Genomic DNA, 23,189 nt, shown 5'->3' with positions numbered 1-23,189 from the left:
CTGTGTTCACCTCTGCAACTTCTTGGGCATTGCGCCGATGCGGTGGTCTTGGGTTGCCGGGCTCGTCATGTCGGTTGGCGTCGCGCTCGCGGGTGCGGCCGGCTTGGCGCTCGGCCAGACCTCCGGCACCGCGCCCGCCTCCAGCGATGGCGCGGCGACCGTCCCCCGCATCGCGCTGCTGATCGGCAACGCCGGCTATTCCGGGCCGATCTCGAAGCTCACCAACCCCCACAACGACGTCGCCTTGCTCGAAGCGACCCTCACCGGCCTCGGCTTTTCGGTCGAGGTCGTGCGCGACGCCCGCCTCGGCGAGATCACGCGTGCCGTCAACCGCCACGCCAGCCGCCTCGCAGCGGCCGGCAAGGGGGCCGTCGGCCTCTTTTATTACTCCGGCCACGGCGCCCAGAACCCGGCCAGCCGCACCAACCACCTCATTCCCGTGGACGCGACGACGGTCGACAGCAGCGATCTCTGGGCCGAGACGGTGCCGCTCGACGACATCACCGAGAAACTGCGCCGCCAGGCCGCCGCCGCGACGCACTTCGTCGTCTTCGACGCCTGCCGCAACGACCTGCGCCTCACCACGCCCGACGGTAAATCGGTGATCGGCGCCAAGGGCTTCGTGCCGGTGCGCGAGGTTCGCGGCATGCTGATCGCCTACGCCACCGCCGAGGGCGAGATCGCCTCGGACCGGGGCGAGGGGGCGGGCCCCTATGCGCGGGCCCTCGCCGAGGAGATCGCGGCGCCCGGCGTCGAGGCGGTCGCCATGTTCCGCCGTGTGCAGTTGCGCGTCCAGCGCGCCATCGGCCAGGAGCCTTGGCTGACCTTCGCGGGCCTCGGGGAAATCTACCTCGCCGGCCCGGCCGAGCCACAGGCCGCCGTTGCGCCACCGGCGGCCGTTCCCTCGCCCAACGAGAGCGAAGCCGAGCGGCTCTGGCAGACCCACGCCATCGAGACGACCACCGATCGCGGCCTGATCGAGGCCTATATCGCACAGTTCGAAGGCCCGGCCCCGCTCTGGGCCTACCGCGCGAGGCAGCGCCTCGCGGCTCTCGATGCGGCGGTGACGCCGGACCCGCCCCGGTCCGAGCTCCCGGCGGCACAAGAGGCAGAGCCGACCGAAACCGCCGCGCTCACCCCACCGGCCACGGCGCCAGCGCCCGCGCTACCGGCGCCAGGCCCCGACGCGCCCTCGAAGTCCTGGTGGGAGAGCCTCTTCGGCACCAGCCGGCCCGCCGAGCCGGCGCTCACCAGCTGCGATGAGGCCGCCGCGCGGCCGGGCAGCCTCGCCGCCCGCCGGCTGGGCATCAAGGGCGTGGAGTTCGAGATGCTCGACGCCGCGTCTGCACACACCGAATGTGGTATCGCTCTCGCTAGGTATCAGGACGCTGCGCGGTTGAAGACTTGGCTGGGGCGCGTATTTGACAAGGCCGAGCAGCACGAGGAGGCGGTCCGCCTCTACACCGAGGCCGCCGAGGCCGGCGAACCGATCGCCATGGTCAATCTCGGCAACAAGTATCTCGAAGGGCGCGGCGTCGACACGGACGAGGCCGCCGCTCTGGCTTGGTACCGTAAGGCGGCAAATGCCGGCGAGCCGTGGGGCATGTATGAGCTTGGGCAGTTCTATCGCCACCGCGCCGACGTCCAGTCCATAAGGAATGGTGTGCCGTACGCGGAAACACCGGCCGAGGCACGGCGCTGGTACGTGATGGCGGCCAATGCCGGCCTCGTCGATGCAATGCTGAAAATGGGCAACATCGTCCCCGATCACGAAGCCAAGGACTGGTATCGCAAGGCAGCCGATGCCGGCTCGCCGATGGGCATGTGGCAGCTTGCGCTGCTGGAGCGCCCGGAGCTACGGACCCTCGAGGGCGGAGGCGGTCTCTTCCTTGCCGTACTCGCCGGGGATCCGAATGTGCTCCGAGCCTCCGAGAGCAACAGCTGGGAGAAGGAGGCGGCGGCCGGCCTGCAACGGTTGCTGGCGGCGCGCGGCGTCTATTCCGGTCCCATCGACGGCGTGATCGGGCCGGTGGCCCTCGCAGGGATCAAGTCGGTCTTCGGCACCGGCACGCCCACCGACTTCACCAACTTCCCGGTGCCGGCGATCGCCGCGGAGCGGCCGAGCGAGGAGCCTGAGGCAGCGGCACCGGTGGCGGTCGCGCCGGCGGCGGATGGGTTCGAAATCAGTCAGAAGCAGAAGGAGCCGCAGGCCGAGGCCGCGCTCGCTGGCCGTGCCCTGGCGCTCGCCATTCAGGTCGAACTCGAGCGGCTCGGCTGCGCGCCGGGCGCCCCGGACGGCATCTGGGGCCCGACCAGCACGGCGGCATTGACCCGCTACCGTGATCTGACGGGGACGTATTTCGAGCCGCGCCCGGAGACCTTCATCCTCGATCACCTGCGGACGGTGGCAAATCCCGTCTGCCGCGATCAGTCGCCGGCGGGCGCGCCGCCCGCCAATATTGCTCCCGCCGCGCCCGTCGGCGGCCGCGATGCGCATCTCACCCCCGGCAGCCGCTTCCGCGACTGCCCGGAATGCCCCGAGATGGTGGTGCTGCCGGCGGGGAGCTATATGCAGGGGAGTGGAACGCCCCGGGAGATCACGATCGCGCGCCCGTTCGCGGTCGGCCGCTATGAGGTCACGTTCGAGGAATGGCTGGCCTGCGCGGCTGCCGGCGGATGCCAGTCGAACAAGAAGCCGGACGGCTTCGGCTGGGGATATGGACGCCGCCCCGTCATCAAGATCTCCTGGGACGAGGCCAAGGAATTCCTCGCCTGGCTCTCCGAGCGCACGTCGAGACGGTGCCGGCTCCTGAGCCAGGGAGAATTCGAGTACGCGACCCGCGCGGGGACGACGACGCGGACACCGCACGGCGTCCTGCTCGACAAATCGCATGCCAACGTCAGCCGCGTGGCTGGCTCGACCTCGGAAGCTGGCCAAACCTTCGAGGTCGGCTCCTACCCCGCCAACGCATTCGGTCTTCACGACATGCTCGGCAACGTCAAGGAGTGGGTCGAGGATTGCTTCCAAGGCTATGCGGCGGACAAGGACCTGCAACTTCCGGCTGATGGGTCGGCGCTTGGCGGAGAGGCGTGCCATTGGCGCAAGGCCTGCGGCGGCTCCTGGTGGGATGGAGCCGGGGACGTGGCATCGCACACGTGCGGCTACGGCCGCCAAGGAAGCAGGGGAAGCAACAGCACGGGCCTGCGCGTTGCCCGCGATCTCGACTGATCGGGGAGCCGAGGCTGCTGCCTCGACGGCCGGCGGCCGAGTTGCCGTCATTGCCGCCCCGCCGTTCCGGTGGCTCGGTCGTTGTCGCGGTAGTTCTGTCCAGGACCGGCGGCGCGCCCCCTCACGGTTCCCGGATGCGGCGCGCTACCCTCACGATCCCCGGATGCGGTGCAGCACGTGAGTGGTGCACCGCTGGTCCGGGGTCGCGAGGAAGGGAGCACAACGAGGGCGGTCCCGGTTCTGCGGCGCACGGCTGCGCCCTGCACCGCGCCCGGGAGCCGTGAGAGCCGACACCCACTCCACGTGCCTCGGAAAGGCGCAGCCTTGTCCGGGGCCGAGGGCCACGGGCGCCGCCCCCTCCGCAATCACGGCCCTGCGGGCTCTTCTCCTGGGTCCCGGATGTGCGGCGCACCCTGCCCACCTGCGCCGGGACGCGTCAGGCACCACCGCTCGATCCCGCCCGCCCCGTTCAGATCCGCAGCGCCAGCGCGCGGGCCTCGTAGATCGCCATGTGCGCCGTGCGCGCCGAGACGGTGTCACCGATGGCGTGTATTTCCATCCCTGCCATGCTCCCCTCCCCCGACAGCGCATCCTGCAGGGCGTCGTCCGGCGTATTCGTCGAGGCGAGCACGAGGGAATCGAACTCCCGTGTCTCGGTGTCTCCCGTATAGAGGTTGACCAGCGTCGCGGTGTTTCCTTCCCATTTCTCGAGCGCCGTGGCGAGGATGACCTCGACGCCGTGCTGCATCAGGCGGGCGCGGGCGATATCGCCGGTGAGGCTGGGGTCGAGCTTGGCGGCGGCCTTTTCGGAGGCGGTGACGATCGTCACCATGTGGCGCTGCCTGGCGAGGTGGAGAGCGGTGCCGGTCGCCGGCCACCATCCATCGATGTCGTCGAGGAGGAGAACGTTGGTGCCGGGCACGACGGTGCCCTCGAGCACGTCGTGCACGGTCGAGACATTCGCCTGCTCGGCGCCCGGCAATGTCTCGCGCCCCATGTAGTGACGCTGAAAGCCCGTGCGCGTCGGGCGCGATCCCGTGGCGAGGACGACGACGTCGGCGCCCGAGGCCCGGATGTCCTCGGCGCTCATCTCGCGGCGGAGCGAAACGCGCACCTGCAACTTTTCGAGCTGCGTGCGGTACCAGTTGAGCAATTCCCCGATCTCGCCGCGCTCCGGCTGGCCTGCCGCGAGGCGAAACTGGCCGCCGAGTTCGCCCGTGCGCTCGACGAGATGCACGCGGTGTCCGCGCTCGGCCGCAACGCGCGCCGCCTCGAGCCCGGCCGGCCCGCCACCGACGACGAGCACCTCGCGCGGGTGCGCGGCCCGTGTCGGGATGTCGCCGTCCCATTCATGCTCGCGCGCGACGGAGGGATTGACGAGGCAGCTCGCCCAGTAGTCGCGCAGCCGCCGCCCGATGCAGAGCTGATTGCAGGAGATGCAGGGTCGGATATCCTCCGCCTGCCCCTCGCGGACCTTGCGCGTCCAGTGCGGCTCGGCGATCTGCCCGCGCACGATGGAGACGAGATCCGATTGCCCACCCGCAAGGATCGCCTCGGCGTTGCGGGGCGTCTTGATGCGCGATTCCGCCGTCACCAGCGCATTCTTGACCACCGCCTTGAAGGCGGCGGCATCGGACGCCCCGAGCTTCATCTCGAACTGGAAGCTCGGCACGATCTTGGAGAAGTCGTGCAGATAACTGCCCGTGCCGCAGGAGACATAATCGACGAGCCCGCGATCATCGAGCCTGGAGATGATCTCCTGCTTGTCGGCGAGAGAAAGGCCGCCCGGCATCGGTTCGGCGCCCGAGACCGTCATCCCGACGATGAAATCATCGCCCGCCATGCGGCGGATGCGCTCCAGCACTTCCACGGAAAAGCGCATGCGGTTTTCGAGACTGCCGCCCCAGCGGTCGGTGCGCCGGTTGGTCAGCGGCGACCAGAACTGGTCGGTGAGACAATTGTAGGCCGCATAGACCTCGACGCCGTCGAAGCCGGCCTCCTTTGCCCTGCGTGCGGCGGCGACGAAGGCCTCGATCGTCTCCTCGATCTCGGCTTCGCGCATCGCGCGGCTGCCCCAGGGATCGTGCAATGACGGTAGCCCCGATGGCGACCAGTAGGGCGCCCAGGAGTTGTCCTGATCACCATGCCCGCCGACGTGATAGAGCTGGTGGATCATGGTCGTGCCGTGCTCGTGGCAGGCCTCGGTGATCCGCCGGAAGTGGGGGATGATTTCGTCGTTCTCGGGAAGGAAATTCCCCCGCGTCAGGATGGCCGTGCGGTGCACCGGCACCGGCTCGACCACGATCATCGCCGCCCCGCCGCGCGCCCGTTCACGGTAATAGCCGAAGTGGCGGTCGCCCGGCAGCCCCTCGTGGCTCATGTTGACGGTGTGCGGGCCGAAGACGACCCGGCTCGAGAGCGTCCTGTGCCTGAGATCGATCGGGGAGAGGAGGGTCTGGAACGTTTCGCTCATGACCGCATTCCTCTCCCTGCCCGTTCGTTCCCGGGGATCAGCCGATGCTCTCGTCCCAGCCGGTCACCGCCTGCACCTCGAGATACTCCTCGAGACCCCAGCGACCGCCTTCGCGCCCGTTGCCGGATTGGCGCATGCCGCCGAACGGGCTGCCGCCCGGCCGCGCCGCCCCGTTCATCACCACCATGCCGGTGCGCATTTGCCGGGCGATGCGCTGCGCGCGCGCCTGGTCACCGCTCTGGACGTAGTTGGTGAGGCCATAGGAGGTGTCGTTGGCGATCGCGATCGCCTCCTCCTCGCTGTCGAACGGCATCAGCGTCAGCACGGGGCCGAAACTCTCCTCGCGCTGGATGGTCATGGACTGGTTCACGTCCGCGAACACCGTCGGGCGGACGAAATAGCCGCGGTTGAAGCCCTCGGGTCGTCCGACGCCGCCGGCAACGAGGCGTGCGCCCTCGTCGATGCCGACCTGGATCAGCCGCTGCACCTTCTCGAACTGTGCCGCCGAAACGAGCGGCCCGATATGCCCGCCCTCCTGTGACGGCTCCCCGACCCGCGTTTTCTCGGCCGTCTCGGCCGCGATGCGGATGGCGTCGGCATAGACGGAGCGCTCGACGAGCATGCGCGTCGGCGCGTTGCACGACTGGCCGGTGTTGTTGAAGCAGTGGATGGCGCCACGCTTGACGGAGGCCTCGGGGTTGCTGTCGGCAAAGACGATGTTGGCGCCCTTGCCGCCGAGTTCGAGCGCGACGCGCTTGATCGTATCGGCCGCCGTCTTGGTCACCGCGATGCCGGCCCGCGCCGATCCCGTGAGCGACATCATGGCAACGTCCGGATGGGCGGCGAGCGCCTGGCCGACGCCCGGCCCGTCGCCGTTGACGAGGTTGAAGACGCCCTTCGGAAAGCCCGCCTCGTCCACCATGCGGGCAAACAGCATGGCATTGAGCGGGGCGATCTCGGATGGCTTCAGCACCACCGTGCAGCCCGCGCCGAGTGCCGGGATCACCTTGAGCGTCACCTGGTTCATCGGCCAGTTCCACGGCGTGATGAGGCCGCAGACGCCGACCGGCTGATAGATGATGTGCTCGGACCGCGCGTCGTCGCGCAGTGGCTCCTCGAAGTGGAAGCCCTCGAGCACGCGCAGGAAGGCCTGAATGTGCGTGCTGCCGGTGCGCGCCTGGGCCGAGCGCGAGAGCGTGATCGGTGCCCCCATCTCGCGCGAGATGGTCTGTGCCATCTCCTCGTAGTGCTTCTCGTAGATATCCGCGAGCTTGCGGATGAGAGCGATGCGCTCGCTCTTCGATGTCCGGCTCCAGCCTTCAAAGGCGCGTTTGGCCGCGGCGACGGCCCGGTCGACGTCGGCCTGACCGCCGAGCGAGATCACGGCGAAGGCTTCCTCGCTGGCCGGATCGATGACCTCGAGATCGCGCGCGGCGATCGGGGCAACCCATTGACCGTCAATGTAGAATTGTCTCTTGTCGAGCATGGTGCGATCCCATCTGGTTGGCGCTGCGCCGCCTCGTCCGGCATGCCCGTGCGTGCGGCCGCCGGGCGGTTCCGGCCCGATGCCCATCGGTGTATCGATGGCGCCGACGGTACGCAAGCGGGGCCACCCGCACGCCGGGCCCGCTGTTGGCGTCGAGCGATCAGATCACCGCCGAATAGGCCGTCGGCGCCAGCACCGTGGCCGACGTCGACTCGTACGGTGCGCCATCGGTCCAGGATGCCTTCTCGCCCTGCCAGCGCGGATCGGAGATGAAGGCCGGCCAGGCCTTGGCCCGTGCCTCCGCGTTCTCGAAGGCCACCATGTAGATGAACGTCCGCCCGTCCGGCTCGGCCGGCTCCCAATAGGCGATCGAACGGATGCCGTGCGCCTCGAAGGTCGGGATGATGACCTCTCGGAACATGCGGTGGCAGTCCGCCATGCGGCCGGGCTTGATCACGTACTGGCGCAACTCGTAGATCATGGGTAGGCTCCCTTCGGTCATTACTGGGGTGGAGCGAAATGAAATACCGCAAGCTTGGCTCGAGCGACCTCGAGGTGTCCGAGGTCTGCCTTGGCACCATGACATGGGGCGAGCAGAACACGGAAGCCGAGGCGCACGAGCAACTCGACTATGCCTTCGACCTCGGCGTCAACTGCATGGACACCGCCGAGATGTACGCCGTGCCGACGCGTGCCGAGACGCAGGGCCGCAGCGAGGAGATCGTCGGCACCTGGCTGAAGCGCCGCCAGCGCGACAAGGTCGTCATCTTCGGCAAGGTCACCGGCCCGTCGCCCAAGACCTGGATCCCGCCGCGCCGCGTGCCGCCGATGCCGGCCGCCATCACGCGGATGGATGCCGTCTCCATCCGTCGCGCCGTCGAGACCTCGCTCCTGCGCCTGCAGACCGACTACATGGACCTCATCGAACTGCACTGGCCGGAGCGCTACGTCGGCACCATGTTCGGCGCCTTCCGCTACGATCGCGCCAAGGAGCAGACCGACGTCATCTCCTTCGAGGAGCAGGTCGGCGCCCTCGCCGACCTCCACCGGGAAGGAAAAATCCGCGCCTGGGGGCTTTCGAACGAAACCACCTACGGGCTGTGCCGCTTTCACGAGACGGCGCGCGCGATGGGGGCACCGTTGCCGGTCTCACTGCAGAACGATTTTTCCCTGACCGACCGCACCTTCGAGCCGGAGCTGGCAGAGGCCTGCGCGCCGCGCAACCTCGATATCGGCTTTCTCGTCTACGGCGCGCTCTGTGGCGGCACGTTGACGGGAAAATATCTCGACGCCATCCCGCCGCGCTCGCGCCACACCGTCTGGCCGACCTTCCAGCCGCGCTACCACTCCGAGCCGACCCGCTGGGCCGCCCGCGAGTACGCCAAGATCGCCGCGCGCCACGGCCTGACGCTGACGGAGCTCGCCCTCGGCTGGGTCTATTCGCGCGAATACGTCACCTCGACGATCATCGGCGCCACCACGATGCCGCAGCTCGCGGCGTGCATCGCGGCCAAGGACGTCGTCATCCCCGAGCCCGCCCTCGAGGAGATCGAGCAGCAACACATGCGCTGCCCGAACCCCAACAAGGCTGCCCGCGCCATCAGCCCGGGCTTCATCAAGGACGTCCGCCAGGGACTCTGAGGGGAGCCGGGAGGGGCTGTCCGACCGACCCGTGCGATCACGCGCGACATCGACCGGGCCGCGCGCTAGGCTCGGTGCGCGGCCCTTTTTCGTCTCGGGCGCCAGCCGCCGACGCCCCTCAAGGGAAGCGGCGCGGTCGCAGCCCGGCCTGGAACCAGACGATGAAGGAGTAGATCGAAAAGACCGGCACCCCGAGGTCCTCTGCGAGGTCGGCCGCGTAGGGCACCATGTTCGTGCACTCGAGCAAGATGGCACCGGTCGCCGGGTGCTGCGCCATGAGGCTGCGCCCGGCCACGAGCATGTCGGCGCGGGCCTTGGCGACGTCCAACAGCGGTTCATCGCCGAGGATGACGCGCGTGAATTCCTCCCCCTGCTCCGTCCCGACCACAGGCGTTCCCGGCGGAACTCCGGCCGCTTCGAGGTGCGCCGGCGTCAGGCTCGCGGCCGAAATGGTGAGGATCGAGACATGCCGGCCACGGGGCAGCGTCGCCGCGATAGCCGGCACCTGCATGAGGCTCGACGTCGCGACCGGGATGTCGAGCGCGCCGCGCAACTCGTCCTGATAGAGGGAAAGAAAACCGCAGTTCGTCGTGATCCCGTCGACCCCGTCCGACTGGAGCTGCCTCGCAGCCGCGATGAACGGTGCGAGCAGTCCGTCCGCACCACCCGCGACGGCGCGTTCGGGGGTCGCGCCACGCACGATCCTGTAGTGGACGGGAAACGGCCAGGTGAGCGCGTTCCCCATATCCCCGACGATGCGCGGAAAGCGGGCATCGAGCATCAGCACGCCGACGCTCGCCCCGTAGATCGACTTGCCACCACGCGCCACCGTCATCGCACCCTACCCTCAACTCGCTGTTCCACCTCTGGCCGCGCCCCGCCCTCCGGCGTGCGCGCCCCTCGATCATCACCGAGCATGCTGGCGGTCACCACGAGCGCCCGTCATGAGCACCCATCGCAGCCTCTCGTCGCCCATCGTCAACCGCGGCCGCGAGTTCCGCAACCGCCTCTTCTCGATGGGCCGCGGACCGCGCGCATGGAGGCGCTTCGGGAACTGGCGGAAAGGCGGGACGAGTGCGTCCGCCGCCTCGTCGGCTGGCCCACTCGAGCATGCCGGTTGCTGGGGTTCGGACGCAGAATGAATCTATTGAACTAATGATGGGCAAAATAGGTTTGCCGCAGGACTGTCACATGGCTGTCATGTAGCCGCGTCTTGTATGGCACGGGCGCCGTTGAGTTTTCCATCGGGTGGCGATGCTATCCCTTCCGGTCGGTATGTGAGGAATGGGCAGGCTTTGTCAGGCTACCCAACCAGACGGTACAGGAAGGACCGCTGCAGACCCGATCGAGCGAATGAGTGGAGTACGGCGCAGGCCCTGCCAAACAGTGTGCCGCGCTCGTGGCAGTGACAGCTGGCATGGTATGACGTTTGCGTAAAGGTGGGGCGCCAAACGGGACGATGCGCCCTTGGGGCGGGTTGCCAAACGACGTGAGTTGTTATGTACGAGTTCACGGTTGGAGAGCGCCTGTCGCAGAGACCTCGATGGTATATCCGCCTGAAATGATCACATTTCAGCCGTTATTGCTCCTTAGAGGTATTTTCCCCTCGCAGGCTGGCTTGGCCGGTTCGAGCACCACGTGCTCCCGGGCGGCGTCGCGAGGCGACGAGACGGTGGGGTGAGATTTGTTCCGCCTGAATACCTAGATCACGATTGACGTATTGGTCAACACTCCGCCGCGCGACCATGAGCGCGACATGATGGCGGAGACCCGAGCGGCGCTTCGGGCATGAAGCCCGGTGACGCGGCTCCATATGCGGGGGCTACGACATTTCTGGTTCGAACACGGAGCGATCCGTGTGCGGATTGGTTTTTTGTGACGTCGGGTCGGGACCTCGAAACGAGGTCGCCATCGTCGGCAAATTAGCAGACCGGTTCGGTTCATACTGGGTTGCAGGTCTCGCATAGCATTGTTGTCGCCGCAGGAAACCGGAGTGTCGCTGTTGTTATGGAAGGGCGCGCTGCTGCCGCCACCATTGGTTTGTTGCGGTGCAACAGGAACACCGGGTGTGCACGTGTCCATCGACATTTTCGAAGGACGAAGTGTGCCGGAACGATACCGCGCCGTTCGGTGGGGCACCGATGGCAAATAGATAATCTCCCACGTTCAAATGGAGGGTGTGTCTCGCCTTAAATCTCTTGTAACAGAACGAAGAATGCCGCCCCGACGCCACCCGCTTCCATGGGACCGATCAAGATGAGAATGTACGATTCCGACGCCCCCACCGACAACGTCGTCGACCTGATGCGTTGCGCCCTCGGCCATCAGACGTTCCCGGCCTTCATCGTGAACTGGGATGGCTCGATCATCGCCTCCAATCTCACCGGCGCCGAGCGCCTGGGCGAAGTGCTCGCCCCGCGTGCGACGGTCCCGCCGGGCCGAAGTGCCCGTTTGGACGACTGCGTTCGTGCGCTCGTGGAGCGACACCGGGACTGCGGTCGGGCGGAGGGACGGTCCATCGAGCCTGTCGATCTCGGCGAGGACGATCTGGCCTTCCTCGTGGCGCGCAGGTTGATCCTGGAGGCGGAGGGCGGTGCCGTCCCCGAAGCCGACGGCTATCACATAGTGACGCTGCGTACCGGCGGTTGGCTCCGCCAGCTTCCCTCCGACGAATTGATCGCGTGCCTGAGGACGGCCTTCAAGTTCACGCTGGAGGAGGCCAAGACCGCCCTCGCGCTCGCCATGGGGGAGACGATCAACAGCATCGCGGCCAGCTCGGGGCGCCAGGGCGCCACCGTCCGGGGGCACGTCAACAGCTGCCTGAGGAAGACGAACACGAAGAATCAGAAGGACCTCGTGGCCTGCGTGTTGGTGATCTGCCAATGAATTCGGCGGGCGGCCGGCTGGTGGGGGGAGGCTGCCCAGGGGGGCCAGCCGCGCGCGAATCTGGGGTCCGATCGGGCAAGTTGCGGGACCCCTGAATGGTGTGTGGCGAGGATGAGACAAAGCTCGAAACAGTATTACTCCGTTGCATATGCCCACTGATTGGAGGGCTCCATTCCAGCATTTGCTGGTCTAAGAGTCTCTTCATGAGTAGAGAAATTAAATCGCTGCTGGCACCGTGTGCCGAGGTCCTTGGAAGGGGACGTGCCCCGATCCCGGGAGCGCCGGCGGGTGAGAGAGGACCGGTCGCGGCGTTCGTTCTCGTCCTGGCGCTCGCGGTGAGTGCGGTACCCGCCGAGGCAGGAGGCGGTCGCGACTATTCGCTCCATGTCGGCGCCAGGATTCCCTCCCTCTGCGCCGTGCGCGCGGTGGACGGCCTCGGCCCGATCCTTACCGGTGAACTGGACGATGGGCGCTTCCTCGAGGGCCGGCTGTTTGCCGGCGTCACGGTCGTCTGCAACGTTCCGGGCGCGCTTTCCCTGGTGCGGGTGCGCGAGGTCTGGCGGGGAGCCTCCTGGCGACCGGCGCTCGCTGAGGCCGGTGCCGGCGATCTCGAGAGTGAAATCGTGTGGCCGCTGGCCGCGATGCGCGCGTCGTCGCGCGAGTTCTCGCCACCGCCGAAGTCGCCAAGGGGCGGACCCAGGGTGCGCTCGCGGGGAGTATGGAGCGTGCCCGCTTCGAGGACGCCCGCATGGGGCTCGGCGGGGCGAGAACCCATGAAACTGTGCCGCATGGGCTCCTTGCGCAAGGGGCGGGCGGGGCGGAGGCGAGGTCTGCGCCGGTCGAGCCGCTCCTCGAGCCGGGTGACGAATTGAGGTTGAGCCTGACGGCGCGTTGGTAGCCGGCCGGGCACGCGAAGGAAGGGAACGACTATGGCGAGGCAGGGGGATCGGGCGATGAGGAAAGCCTTGGTGAGCGGCGCGATCCTGGCGTCGATGGCGGGCGTCGGGGCTTATGTCGCGCTAGCCGCCGACCAGGACATCGATGTGTCGGCGACTGTCGACGGGTTCTGCACGTACACGAACGCGTCTCTCGTGGTGACGGGCAACATGACGGCGGGGCCGATCACGACCTCGTCTGCCTCCTTCACCATCGACAGTCCGGTGAACGCGCTCGGCCAGATCAACCCCGCCAACTTCATCATTACCCTCCAGACCACGTGCAACAAGGCGGCCGACGCGACATTGACCACGACGAACGGCGGCTTGAAGGACACCACGGTGCCGATCACCACCATCGATCCGGGCAGCGCGGCGGCCTTCCGCGACCTGATCAACTACACGGCGACCCTCAACGGGCCGGCCGGCATCTTCACGACGCTGAACACAAACGGCACCTCGGGCGCGAGCGCGTCCGACGCCTCGACGGGAGCGTTCACGGGTAACCTCAGTGTCAGCCTCACCATCGTGAGCACGCCGACGGAGATCGTGACGGCCGGCGACTACGCCGACACCCTGACGGTTTCAGTGACGCCGCAATAGCGGGCTTCGCATGCGCGGAGAAGAAGGCCTTCCGGCACGCCCGGAGGGAACGGGAGAGTTTTGTCTCGAGCGGCCGGGAGGCGGAGCGGGACGCGAGCTTGGCCATAGAGCCAAACCCTGACGGCACGGGGGAAAGTGCCGCTGGCGACGAAGACCAACTCGAGGAGAGAGCAATGAAGAAGCTTCTGATCGGGACCGCTGCGGCGGCACTCATGACGGCCTACTCCGGCGCCGCCTTCGCGGCCGACCAGGACATCGACGTGAGCGCGACCGTCGATGCGTTCTGCACCATCGGTGGTGTGGCGAGCGCAGCCACCCTGCCGCTAAACCTTGGCACGACCGGCACCGGTAGCACGGCGGATCTGGCAGGCGGTTCGACCAGCGTGACACTCGGCACGATCATCTGCAACGCCGCCTCCAACGCCTCGCTGTCATCAGCCAATGGCGCGCTGACGTCCGGTCTCGCGCCGGTCGCTGGCTTCGACAACTCCATCTCGTACACGGCCACCACCACCAATCTCCAGGCGCAGCCGAGCCTGACGGCGAATACCCCCGGCACGCCCGTCGACAACACCGGCGCGCCCACCGCCCAGGCCAGCGCATTCACGGCGAGCAATGTGACCGTCGACGTGACGGTCACGGCGAACACGAACCCGCTGCTGGCAGGCGCGTATGCGGACACCATCACCTTCGCGATCGTCCCCCAATAACGCCCCCCGACCGTCGCCGGTCCGTTCGCGGGCCGGCGGCGAACGCCGCTGTTCCCTCGTCCGGCGCTCCGCCGCCCCAATAGGGCAAGCCCGATGCAGTCGATCCGGAATATTCGCCTCGCCGTCCGTGCCGCCGCCGCCAGCCTGGCGCTTGCCGCCGTGGTGCTCCTCGCTGCCGCTCCCGTCGCACACGCCATGAGCGTGACGCCCATCCACATCGAGATGAGCTCGGCCGGCTCCAAGGCGCGCGCGCAGATCAAGGTGACCAACACGTCGCAGGCTCCCCTGCCCGTCGAGATCGCCCTCGAGCGCTTCGTCATGGACGAGAGCGGCGGGCGCAAGGCGGTCAGGGACGGAGATAATTTCCTCGTCTTCCCGCCGCAGGCGCTGATCGCGCCGGGCGCCACCCAGGCCTTCCGCATCCAGTGGGTCGGCGAGCCGATCCTTTCAGAGAGCGAGAGCTACATGATGAGTGTCAATCAGCTTCCGGTGAAACTGCCGGAGGGAAAGAGCGCCATCCAGATCGTCATGAGCTTTGGCGTCGTCATCAACGTCGCCCCGCCACAAGGCGCGCCCGATCTTTCCATCGTCGGCACGGGCGTGACGACCAAGTCCGGCAAGCGCCACCCGACCGTCACGGTCGCCAACGCCTCCAACGTGCACGGCCTCATGACGGAGGGCGTTCTGACGCTCACCGCCGGCTCCTGGAGCGAGACGCTCTCGCCAGGCTTCCTGCGTGAAAAGGTTGGCATCGGCCTCGTCCAGCCCGGTCGCAAGCGAACCTTCACCATTCCGGTCGAACTGCCGGCGGGGGTCCGGAATGTTACGGCGAGCCTCGCGCCCGCCAAACGCTGAGCCCACCAGGCGCAGCGCCGCGAAGGGGCTCGCTCGACGGAGGAATTTGAAAGGCGCCGCACGCGCCGTCGTGACGGAACTCGAGTGTGTAGGTGACCGGCCAGGCGCGGGTCGCGCGTAGCGGGAATACGGGGAGACGAGGGTGAGCAAGGCGGGAAAGAAATCGGGGACGGCCAGCGCCCGCCCTTGCGGGTGCCGGGGGCGATCGCCTGCCCTGGCGCTCGCGGCACCCGGCATCGCGGCGCTCGTGGCGGGCGTGCTCGCCGCCGATCTTCTCCCGGGGCGTGCCCTCGCCGCGAGCCGGACCACCGCCGAGGACCTCGCGGCCGGGCGGCTCAATCCAACCGGGCGCGTCATCGCGCTTCCCGTTCCCTTCCGCGAGGAGGGAGGCGGCGTGCTCGGCGAGGTGGTGGCGAAACTCAACGCTGACGACAGCGTCGAAGTCCCGAAGGCTGCCGTCCTGGCCGCCATCGCCGACGTCGTGACGCCGCAGACCGTCGCGCTCGTGGAGGCCCTGCCCGACGCCGGTGGCCATGTCCGCCTCGCCGCTTTCGCGTCCGCCGGCCTCGACGTGCGTTTCGATCCAGGCGCACTCGAACTCGTCATCGCCCCGACCGTCGATCAGCGCCCGGCCGGAGCCGTCGACTTTTCCCGCCGCCGCATTCCGACCAGCGCCAACCTCGAGCGCCCCGCGCTCTGGTCCGGCTACCTCAATCTCTCGGCCGGCGCCGACTATCTCTGGGACGTCGAGCGGGGCGAGGATGGTCTCACCGGCCCCCGCTTCGACGTCGAGGCCGTGACACGCCTCGGCGGCGTTGTCTTGGAGAGCGAGTTCACCTACGAGGGCGAGGACGATTCGGACATTTGCCCGCCCGGCTCGATCTGCACCGGCGGCCACTTCCAGGGCTTCAAGCGTCGGGGCACGCGTCTCGTCTACGACATGACCGACGAGATGCTGCGCTTCCAGGCGGGCGACACGACGACGTTCGTCACGAGGTTTCAGCGGTCAGTCGACGTGCTCGGCCTCTCCGTCGAGAAGTCACCGGCCAAGCTGCGCCCCGGAGAGAATATCCAGCCGACGGGCTCCTCTTCGTTCCGCATCGAACGTCCGAGCGAGGTGGACGTGCTGATCAACGGCGCCGTCGTTCGCCAGTTGCGGCTGCGCCCCGGCAATTACGACCTTTCCGATTTGCCTTTGCGCACCGGCGCCAACGAGGTCGAACTGGTCATCACCGACGACACCGGCGAAAGCCGCACGCTGGCCTTCAAGACGTTCTTCGACGCCCAGCTCCTGGCGCCCGGCATCTCGGTGTGGTCGCTCTCGGCGGGCCTGCCGAGCTACTATCGCGACAACGAGGTGACATATCGTGATGGGGAGATTTTCGCGAGCGGCTACTATCGCCTCGGCCTTACCGACGAGGTGACCGGCGAAATCCATGCCCAGGGTGACGAGGACACCGTGATGGGCGGCCTCGGCCTCCTCATGCAGACGGGCTTCGGCTTTTTCGGCCTGCACGGCGCCGTCAGCAATTCCGATATCGGCACCGGCGTCGCCGTCGACGTCAACTGGGACCTCGCGAACGTGACCGGCATCACCGGCAACCGCGAGACGCTGCGCGTCTCCGCCGAATACCGCAGCGAGGAGTTTCGCGCCCCGGGCGAATTCGTCGAGACCGCCGGCGGCATCATCGCGCCGACGCACGACTATTGGCTCCGCCTCGCGGCCAGCTACACCATGCCCCTCGACCATGGCATCACCGCCAGCCTCTCCGGGCGCTACCAGTTCGTCGACGACGAGCGGGCCGTCACACCGGGCCGCCGCACCGGCGACCGCTACGGCGCCGAACTGACGCTTTCCGCTCCCGTCACCCGCAGCCTCCAGGGCAGCGTGCTCGTCGGCTGGTCGAACGAGGCCTATTCGCACGACGGTCTGCCCGAGGAGCAAGACAGCGAGGTGCGCGCCGCTGTCCGCTTTTCCTGGCGGCCCGAGGGTACGACGAGCACGCGCGTCTCGGCGAGCTATGACACGCTCAACGAGCGCAGCAACTTGTCGGCCTCCAGCACCTTCGGACGCGGGGTCGGAAGCTGGGACACCAGCGTCGACGTCCAGCACGACCAGGGCGACGAGCGCGCGTCCGTCGGCGGGGCGGTCGGCTATCGCGGCAATCGCTTCGAGGCGCGCCTTGCCCACACGACCGCCTTCGACGGCGTCGGCTACGACGACTTCGACGTCACCCCGTCCGACCAGCGCACGACGTTGCGCGTCGGCACCTCGATCGCCTTTGCCGACGGTGTCGTCGGCAAAGGCGCACCGATCCGATCGCAGGCCTTCGCCCTCGTCTCCCCGCACGAGACGATCGCCGACCGCCGCGTCATCATCGGTGCGCACGACGACGTCATCGCCATCGCCGACGGCCTCGGGCCAGCCGTCGTCCCGTCGGTGCCGGCCTACACCTCGACGTCGCTCCCCTACGATGTCGACGACCTGCCGCTGGGCTACAGCCTCGGCACCAGCGTGTTCGACCTTAAAGCTCCTTATCGCGGAGGCTATTCACTCGAGGTCGGCTCGAGCTATTCGGTCTCCGCCTATGGCACGCTCATCGGTCGCGACGGTGAGCCGATCGCGTTGCTGACGGGCATCGCCCGTTCCGAGGCTGCCCCCGGCCGCGAGGTCACCATATTCACGAACCGCTCCGGCAAGTTCGGCGCCGACGGCCTCGCCCCTGGTCGCTGGGTGATCGAGATGGCGACAGAGGGAGCACCGACCCGGTTCGTCCTGGACATCCCGGAGGGCACCGACGGCCTCCACCGCGCCGGCACCCTGGAGCCGTCCGGATGATGTCGACCAGGGCAGGGGCGAGGCCCGGGATCATGGAACGAGGCGAGAGGGGGTGTCGGATGCGGGCACGGATCATGACAAGAACGATGGGCGCTCTCGCTCTTGCTGGATTATTCATCGCGACCGTCGCTGGCGAGGCCCGCGCCGGGTGCAACGACCTCGGCATCGTCGGCGGTACGGTGACGATCGACGCCGGGTCCTTCAATCCCCTACTCGGATCCGACCTCAACTCCGCGAACAGAACCATTTTCATTTCCAACAGCGGCCCCGGAAGCTGCAACGTCAGCGCTCTCATCCGGGAGGCCCCGGCCGTCGCCAATCCCGTCAAAGAGATGAAAAAAGGGGCCGATACGCTCTCCTATCGTGCGCTGAGCGCCTCGCCGCTGAGCTTCACGGTCCCTGGCAACGGGCAGGCGTCCGTCACGGTCTTCGTGCGCATCGAAGCGGCCCTCAACCCCTTCCTGCCGGCTGGCCTCTACGAGGATGCCGGGATCAACGAGGTCTACATCTACGAGGGCAACACCGCGAGCGACGCGGCGGTGCGGGCCCAGGCTCCCTTCGTTGCGACGGCGACCGTCGCGGCCGCATGCGATCTGCCGCCGCCCGACGTCGCGACCCTCGATTTCTCGTCTGCGATCAGCAACGGCCTGGCGAACACCGGCGCGGTGCTCTCGTCGGGCTTTTCAGGCGTTCGCTGCACCAGCCCGGCAAGCATCACGCTGACTGCCGATGCACTCCGCCGCTCGCCTTCCGGTGCTCCGGTTGCCGGGTTCGACAATTTCATAAATTTCCGCGCCGAGGCGAGCTTCGATGGCGCGAACGTCGTTCTGGAGACCGAAGGTGACAGTGGCGACGAGACTGCGACCTCGGCCGGCCAGTCCTCCGCCGCCACATCGGGCGGTTCGGTCGTCGTCGATGTCAACCTGATGGCCGGCAATCCCATCCTCGCCGGTGCCTATTCCGGCGTGCTGACCGTCGCGGTCGATCCCGGACCCTGAAATCGTTCCCCAGCCAGTCAGGGGGCGGACCGCGCGGCTTGGCTTTTCAACGCGCCAGGTGTTGCATCGTAGCGCCGGCGAAAGAGGCGGTTGAAGTGCGAGACGTCGGAAAAGCCGGACGCCATGGCGACCTCGATGATCGATCGTTCGCCGGCGTCGGTCGCGGTGAGCAGGCGATGAGCCTCCGCCAGTCGAAGCGCGTTGACATGCTCGGTGAACCGCAGCCCCGAACGCTCGAAGAGCTTCTGCAGGTAGCGGACCGAAATCCCCTGGCTGGCCGCCACGACCGGCACGCACAGGCTGGGGTCGCGAAATCTCCGCGCGATGAAATCGAGCGCGATCTGGAGCCGGACTTCGTGGACGCAGGCGGCTTTCTCTTCCGCTGAGCGTCCGGTCTCGCGGCTCAGCACCAGTTCGGTCAGATCAAGCACATGCGCGACGGCCGCCGCCCTGACATCCGCGCTGGTGAGCGTGGCGCTTGCGAGTGTGCGCACGTAGGCCCTGAGCAGGACGAGCGCCTCGTTCGTATGGGCGATCCGTGTTGCGGCAATGTCGTCGAGCCCACGGATGCGCGAAGCAAGGTGGTCAGCCGGAATGAGAATGGCCGCATAGCCATGTGTCTTGCCGGCACCGAAGGTTCCGGGTTCGGTGGCGTGGAACAGCGTCGCCTCGCCGGGTCCGATCCGCGTCCAGCGCCCGTACTGGTTGGCCTCGATGCGGCACGCCCGCGAGATCGTGAGGGCGTAATCGTCTCGACCGTCGCGGATGAGTTCCCGGTTGCGGATCGTGACCCCTGGGGTGAAGGTCATGCCGACGACCTGCACGCCGCCCCCTTCGACCAGTGGGTCGAGGCGTGAGCGGAATGGTGCATCGTTCGCCGGTGAAAAATCGAGGTTCAAGAGCCGGCGTCCGATCAGCTCGCGCCACTGCTTCAAAGGATCCGGATTCACCGCCATGCCGCTTACCGGTCGTTCCCAAGGTGAAACCCGCGACGGACGACTTTCGAAAGTCGGATGACGTTACAGCAGTTCAATTCGTCTGGGAACTGGACGGTTGGGCAACGACCCTCGCCCGCCCCCGAGCGCGCAAATTGCGAACTCGACCCGAGAGCCTCGGGGCGCATCCGACCAAGAGCAATCGCGAAGGAAATGTGAGGGTGTGCGGACGTTTCGCTCATCGATCGACGGTCGGGCAGGGTGTTCTGCCGTTGCCGGCATCGAAAGCGCCACGCTCTTCGACTTTGCATCAGGAGGCCGTGTCGAGCGGACCTGCCTGCCCCGGGAGGTGAAGCGAGATGCGCGTTCGCCATGCGCTGCGACTGGTGGTTGCGGGATTCCTCGGGCTGGCGGCGACCGCCAGCATTGCCATGGCGCAAGGCGGGGTGGAAACCAACACCGACCGCCCCGGTAACGACCTCGGCCCGCCGATCGAGCTGGAGTTCAGGCAGAATTCGTTCCTCACCTTCGAGGCCGAGTGCCAGGGCCTCTGTGCGGGCAACCGGCGGTGTGTGGCCTGGACCATGGTCAAGCCGGGCGTTCAAGGGCCGAAGGCCAGGTGCTATCTGAAGAACCGGGTGCCGGCACCGCGCCGGAACAATTGCTGCTCGTCGGGCGTCAAGGCAGCCAGCTCGGGTGGCGGCGGTACGGGCGGTGGCGGTGGTACTCCCATCAACGTGGTCCTCGACAATTTCTTTGCCAACGCGACGTCTCCCGGCGCCTGCAATGCCGCATTCGGCCAGTGCCATACGTTCGGCATTGCCCACTTCGGCGTGACGAACATCGGTCTTGCAGCAGCGGAATGCCAGCGGCGCCTGCAATCCTGCCTGCAGCGGGTTGCCGGATCCCAGGGCGGCGGCACGACCGGTGGTGGTGGCGGCGGCGGAGTTCCCGGTGAATGGGCCGAGACGCTGCGGCTGCACAACGCCAGGCGGGCCCAGCACCGTTCGCCTCCACTCACCTGGTCGGCGAGCCTTGCCGCGCAAGCCCAGGCCTGGGCCAACCGCTGCAGCTTCTCGCACGCCGACTTCAATGGCTTCGGCGAGAACCTCTACTGGGGCTCGAACGCCAACGGCTCGGCTGCGACCGAGTGGTGGTACAACGAGGTGAGGTTCTACGACTGGAACAATCCGATCGCCTCCTACAACGCCGGCGACAGCGACCGCAGCAGGGAGGTCCGCCACTTCACCCAGGTCGTCTGGCGGGCGACAACGACCCTCGGCTGCGGCATCGCCCAGTGCGGCAACCGCAAGTATGTCGTCTGCCGCTACACGCCACCGGGCAACTTCAACGCCAACAACCCCGGCGTGCTGCAACAGAACGTGCAGCGCAACTGACCCGCGCACCACGGCGCCCCGCCAGCCGGGCGGGGCGCTCCCTTCGACCGACGCGAGACCTGCCCCATGTTCCACCGCTTGCCCATCGCGGCAGTCTCGACCGCCCTCGCGCTGGGCGCCGTTACACCTGCCGCGATCGCCGAGAGCATTGCGATCTCCTGTGAGGTGCGTGAAACCGCCACGCCCTCACCCATGACCCTCACCTACGAGGGCGGGGCGAATGGCACCCTCGCGATCGCGGCCTCCTTCGGCGAGGTCTCGCTGCCGGCGAGCAGGGAGGATGCCGAGGTCGAGGTCGACGGACAGAAAGCCAAGCAGACCGGCATCCGCGCTTTCGGGGCCGCCAGGGTGTTGATGCCCGAGAAGGGAGCCCTCGAGACCTGTATCGCCGGCAAGCGCACGCCGGGCGAGGTCGACGACATCCTCGGCCTCCTGGCCTGCCAGCCCACGGTCGCGCTCGCGCCGGCCGAGGTGACGTTGAGCGTCGAGGTGCTGATCGGCGGCGCTGTGGCGGAGCCATTCGTCTTCCTGAAGCGGACTTACGTCGAAAGCAGCGAGGGCTATCTCGACGGCAGCGGACAAACGGGCGGGCGCATCGCGATTGAAACCACGTCGCCGCCGACCTGCAGGCTCGACTGACGACAAACCCGATCATCCGCACACGAGGGGCGTCTCCCTATTCAGCAGCCTTCTTTTTCAGTCCTCGGTCGAATGATGAACGAGGTCGCCATGGCAGCCACGAGGTGTTGCGCGGCGGTGGTCTCGAGTGCGGTGGTCGCGGCCATTGCTGGCCTGCTACTAGGCGGAGCCGCAACTGCGGCGGAAACCGTGAAATTCGAGGATCCCGTCTGGCAGGGCAACTATGTGAGCTATTGCATCCTCGAGGGGGTTGCCTGCGGCTTTCCAGCGGCACAGAAGTTCTGTGCCCTCATGGGAGAAGGCGATGCGGTCTCATATCCCAAGTGGCAGAACCCGGTCGAGCAGGGTCAGGCCACCGTCTATATGGGCGACGGGACGATCTGCAAGCACCGTGGCTGTGCATCCTTCGTCCACATAACCTGCATCAAGACCTCGAAGTCAGCCGCCCCGACCGGCATCAGGTTCGCGTATCCGCAGCTCGGCGCCTATTATCTCGACTGGTGCAAGAGGTGGGGTGAGCAGTGCGGCAAGCCGGCGGCCGATGCCTATTGCAGACACAAGGGACACAGCGAGGCGGTGGACTTCCGCAAGCTCGAGGATGTCGGCAACACTCGCGTCATCGTTGGTGGACGAAAATGCCTCAACCCGGACTGCGACGGATTCGAGTTCATCACCTGCAGGTAGCGGTACCGTTGCATCGGCGCGAAGCGAGAAGGAGTCTATTCCTTGCGGCGAACACCACCCCACTTATGCTCTCTCGCTGCCGTTCTGATGGCCGCAGCAGCAACCGCCGTCACCTCGGTCGGTGCGGCCCAAGCGCAATGGTGGAAAGATCGGGACGGTTGCCTCGTCGCCGAGCACATCAACGGGCGTGGCGCGAACTGGATCATCGATGCCGGCAAGAGCTATTCCTACGTCGGCGGCAAATGGAACGACAAGATTTCCACCGTGATCTGTGAAGTCTACTGCTATCTCAAGGTGTGGGAGCATCGGGATTTCCAGGGCGCCTCGCGGACATTCGGCGGCGTGAGTGGAGCAGGGAATCCCTACGTCGGAGCCGCCTGGAATGACAGGATCTCCTCGATGCAGGCCTGGTGCGACCCGTGAGCGAGGCGCATAAGGTCGGTGTCCCCCATTCTGGCGGTACGATCGCCGGCGTCCCAGACCGGGGTGGAGATTGGTTTCTTGGCGCGAATCGGCAGCACTTGCACGAAGCAAGGAGCGAAAGTTCGACGACACGGGGCTTCTGCGATGACTGCCCGGACCAATGTGCTCTGCGTTGCGACGGCGGCATTCGTTCTCGCTTGCGCCCTACCCGCGGGCGCCGAGATGATCGTACTCGCCTGCGATGATCGGACTGGCGACAACCCCGATGAGTGTCTCGGGCTGATGAACCGCCAGCAGGCCGTCGCGGCAGAACACACCGCGACTGAAATCGTTCCACCGCCCGCCTGAGCGGTCGCAAAGGGAAACCGGACCATGCCGATGGGACGCGGGTTCAATGTCTTCGAGCTTCTCGAGTTCTTGAGGAAAATCCGCCGGCTCTGGCCGATGATGGCTCGT

At 67.2% G+C, this 23,189-nt stretch carries 19 protein-coding genes; 14 read left to right on the top strand and 5 right to left on the bottom strand.

Annotated features, from left to right (window positions below):
* Positions 1–37: 37 nt before the first annotated feature.
* Positions 38–3,229, top strand: a complete 3,192-nt coding sequence (locus GC150_12960) for an SUMF1/EgtB/PvdO family nonheme iron enzyme (protein MBI1385812.1) — start codon at positions 38–40, stop codon at positions 3,227–3,229.
* Between the two features lie 469 nt (positions 3,230–3,698).
* Here GC150_12960 and GC150_12955 read toward each other — a convergent pair whose 3' ends face one another.
* The 3 genes from GC150_12955 to GC150_12945 all read right to left on the bottom strand — a co-directional run bounded on the left by GC150_12955 (position 3,699) and on the right by GC150_12945 (position 7,774).
* A complete protein-coding gene (locus GC150_12955) occupies positions 3,699–5,702 on the bottom strand; it encodes an FAD-dependent oxidoreductase (protein ID MBI1385811.1) in 2,004 nt (667 codons plus the stop codon).
* 37 nt (positions 5,703–5,739) lie between these two features.
* A complete protein-coding gene (locus GC150_12950) occupies positions 5,740–7,188 on the bottom strand; it encodes an aldehyde dehydrogenase family protein (GenBank protein ID MBI1385810.1) in 1,449 nt (482 codons plus the stop codon).
* Positions 7,189–7,348: 160 nt separating this feature from the next.
* On the bottom strand, positions 7,349–7,774 hold the full coding sequence (locus GC150_12945; protein ID MBI1385809.1) for a hypothetical protein: 426 nt from the start codon (positions 7,772–7,774) through the stop codon (positions 7,349–7,351).
* Here GC150_12945 and tas point away from each other — a divergent pair.
* Positions 7,708–8,829 carry an NADP(H)-dependent aldo-keto reductase gene (gene tas, locus GC150_12940; GenBank protein MBI1385808.1) on the top strand — a complete coding sequence of 374 codons (1,122 nt, stop codon included), beginning with the start codon at positions 7,708–7,710 and terminating at the stop codon, positions 8,827–8,829. The genes GC150_12945 and tas overlap by 67 nt on opposite strands.
* A 118-nt stretch (positions 8,830–8,947) precedes the next feature.
* Here the strand turns inward: tas and GC150_12935 are convergent, their stop codons facing one another.
* The gene (locus tag GC150_12935; GenBank protein ID MBI1385807.1) at positions 8,948–9,664 is read right to left on the bottom strand and encodes an aspartate/glutamate racemase family protein; all 717 of its coding nucleotides are present in this window, start codon (positions 9,662–9,664) and stop codon (positions 8,948–8,950) included.
* A gap of 1,427 nt (positions 9,665–11,091) precedes the next feature.
* On the opposite strand from GC150_12935, the gene GC150_12930 reads away from it, so the two are divergent.
* The 7 genes from GC150_12930 to GC150_12900 all read left to right on the top strand — a co-directional run bounded on the left by GC150_12930 (position 11,092) and on the right by GC150_12900 (position 18,655).
* Positions 11,092–11,715: a hypothetical protein gene (locus tag GC150_12930; GenBank protein ID MBI1385806.1), complete on the top strand. Its 624-nt coding sequence runs from the start codon at positions 11,092–11,094 to the stop codon at positions 11,713–11,715.
* Between the two features lie 203 nt (positions 11,716–11,918).
* The gene (locus GC150_12925; protein MBI1385805.1) at positions 11,919–12,587 is read left to right on the top strand and encodes a hypothetical protein; all 669 of its coding nucleotides are present in this window, start codon (positions 11,919–11,921) and stop codon (positions 12,585–12,587) included.
* 81 nt (positions 12,588–12,668) lie between these two features.
* Positions 12,669–13,253, top strand: coding sequence for a hypothetical protein (locus GC150_12920; protein ID MBI1385804.1), 585 nt, complete (start codon positions 12,669–12,671; stop codon positions 13,251–13,253).
* Positions 13,254–13,426: 173 nt separating this feature from the next.
* Positions 13,427–13,963: a hypothetical protein gene (locus tag GC150_12915; protein ID MBI1385803.1), complete on the top strand. Its 537-nt coding sequence runs from the start codon at positions 13,427–13,429 to the stop codon at positions 13,961–13,963.
* Positions 13,964–14,056: 93 nt separating this feature from the next.
* The gene (locus tag GC150_12910; GenBank protein ID MBI1385802.1) at positions 14,057–14,818 is read left to right on the top strand and encodes a fimbria/pilus periplasmic chaperone; all 762 of its coding nucleotides are present in this window, start codon (positions 14,057–14,059) and stop codon (positions 14,816–14,818) included.
* 142 nt (positions 14,819–14,960) lie between these two features.
* Entirely contained in the window at positions 14,961–17,657 is a 2,697-nt protein-coding gene (locus GC150_12905) for a fimbria/pilus outer membrane usher protein (GenBank protein ID MBI1385801.1), read from the top strand.
* Between the two features lie 74 nt (positions 17,658–17,731).
* The gene (locus tag GC150_12900) at positions 17,732–18,655 is read left to right on the top strand and encodes a hypothetical protein (protein MBI1385800.1); all 924 of its coding nucleotides are present in this window, start codon (positions 17,732–17,734) and stop codon (positions 18,653–18,655) included.
* A gap of 17 nt (positions 18,656–18,672) precedes the next feature.
* Here the strand turns inward: GC150_12900 and GC150_12895 are convergent, their stop codons facing one another.
* Positions 18,673–19,611, bottom strand: coding sequence for a helix-turn-helix domain-containing protein (locus GC150_12895; GenBank protein MBI1385799.1), 939 nt, complete (start codon positions 19,609–19,611; stop codon positions 18,673–18,675).
* A 338-nt stretch (positions 19,612–19,949) separates the two neighbouring features.
* Between GC150_12895 and GC150_12890 the strand changes: the two genes are divergently transcribed.
* The 5 genes from GC150_12890 (at position 19,950) to GC150_12870 (ending at position 23,081) form a co-directional block, all read left to right on the top strand.
* Positions 19,950–20,987, top strand: coding sequence for a hypothetical protein (locus tag GC150_12890; GenBank protein ID MBI1385798.1), 1,038 nt, complete (start codon positions 19,950–19,952; stop codon positions 20,985–20,987).
* A gap of 66 nt (positions 20,988–21,053) precedes the next feature.
* Positions 21,054–21,626 carry a hypothetical protein gene (locus GC150_12885; GenBank protein MBI1385797.1) on the top strand — a complete coding sequence of 191 codons (573 nt, stop codon included), beginning with the start codon at positions 21,054–21,056 and terminating at the stop codon, positions 21,624–21,626.
* 90 nt (positions 21,627–21,716) lie between these two features.
* Positions 21,717–22,310 (top strand): hypothetical protein, encoded by a 594-nt coding sequence (locus GC150_12880; protein MBI1385796.1) that lies wholly within the window; start codon positions 21,717–21,719, stop codon positions 22,308–22,310.
* A gap of 87 nt (positions 22,311–22,397) precedes the next feature.
* Positions 22,398–22,733, top strand: coding sequence for a hypothetical protein (locus GC150_12875; GenBank protein ID MBI1385795.1), 336 nt, complete (start codon positions 22,398–22,400; stop codon positions 22,731–22,733).
* A gap of 144 nt (positions 22,734–22,877) precedes the next feature.
* Complete coding sequence (locus tag GC150_12870) at positions 22,878–23,081, top strand: hypothetical protein (protein ID MBI1385794.1); 204 nt, start codon at positions 22,878–22,880, stop codon at positions 23,079–23,081.
* The last annotated feature ends 108 nt before the right edge of the window (positions 23,082–23,189 follow it).

Source organism: Hyphomicrobiales bacterium (genome assembly GCA_016125495.1).
In the GTDB taxonomy this organism is placed as follows: Bacteria; Pseudomonadota; Alphaproteobacteria; order Rhizobiales; family RI-29; genus RI-29.
The sequence above is the reverse complement of the archived record's forward strand: the minus strand, read 5'-3'. Positions and strand labels throughout refer to the sequence as shown.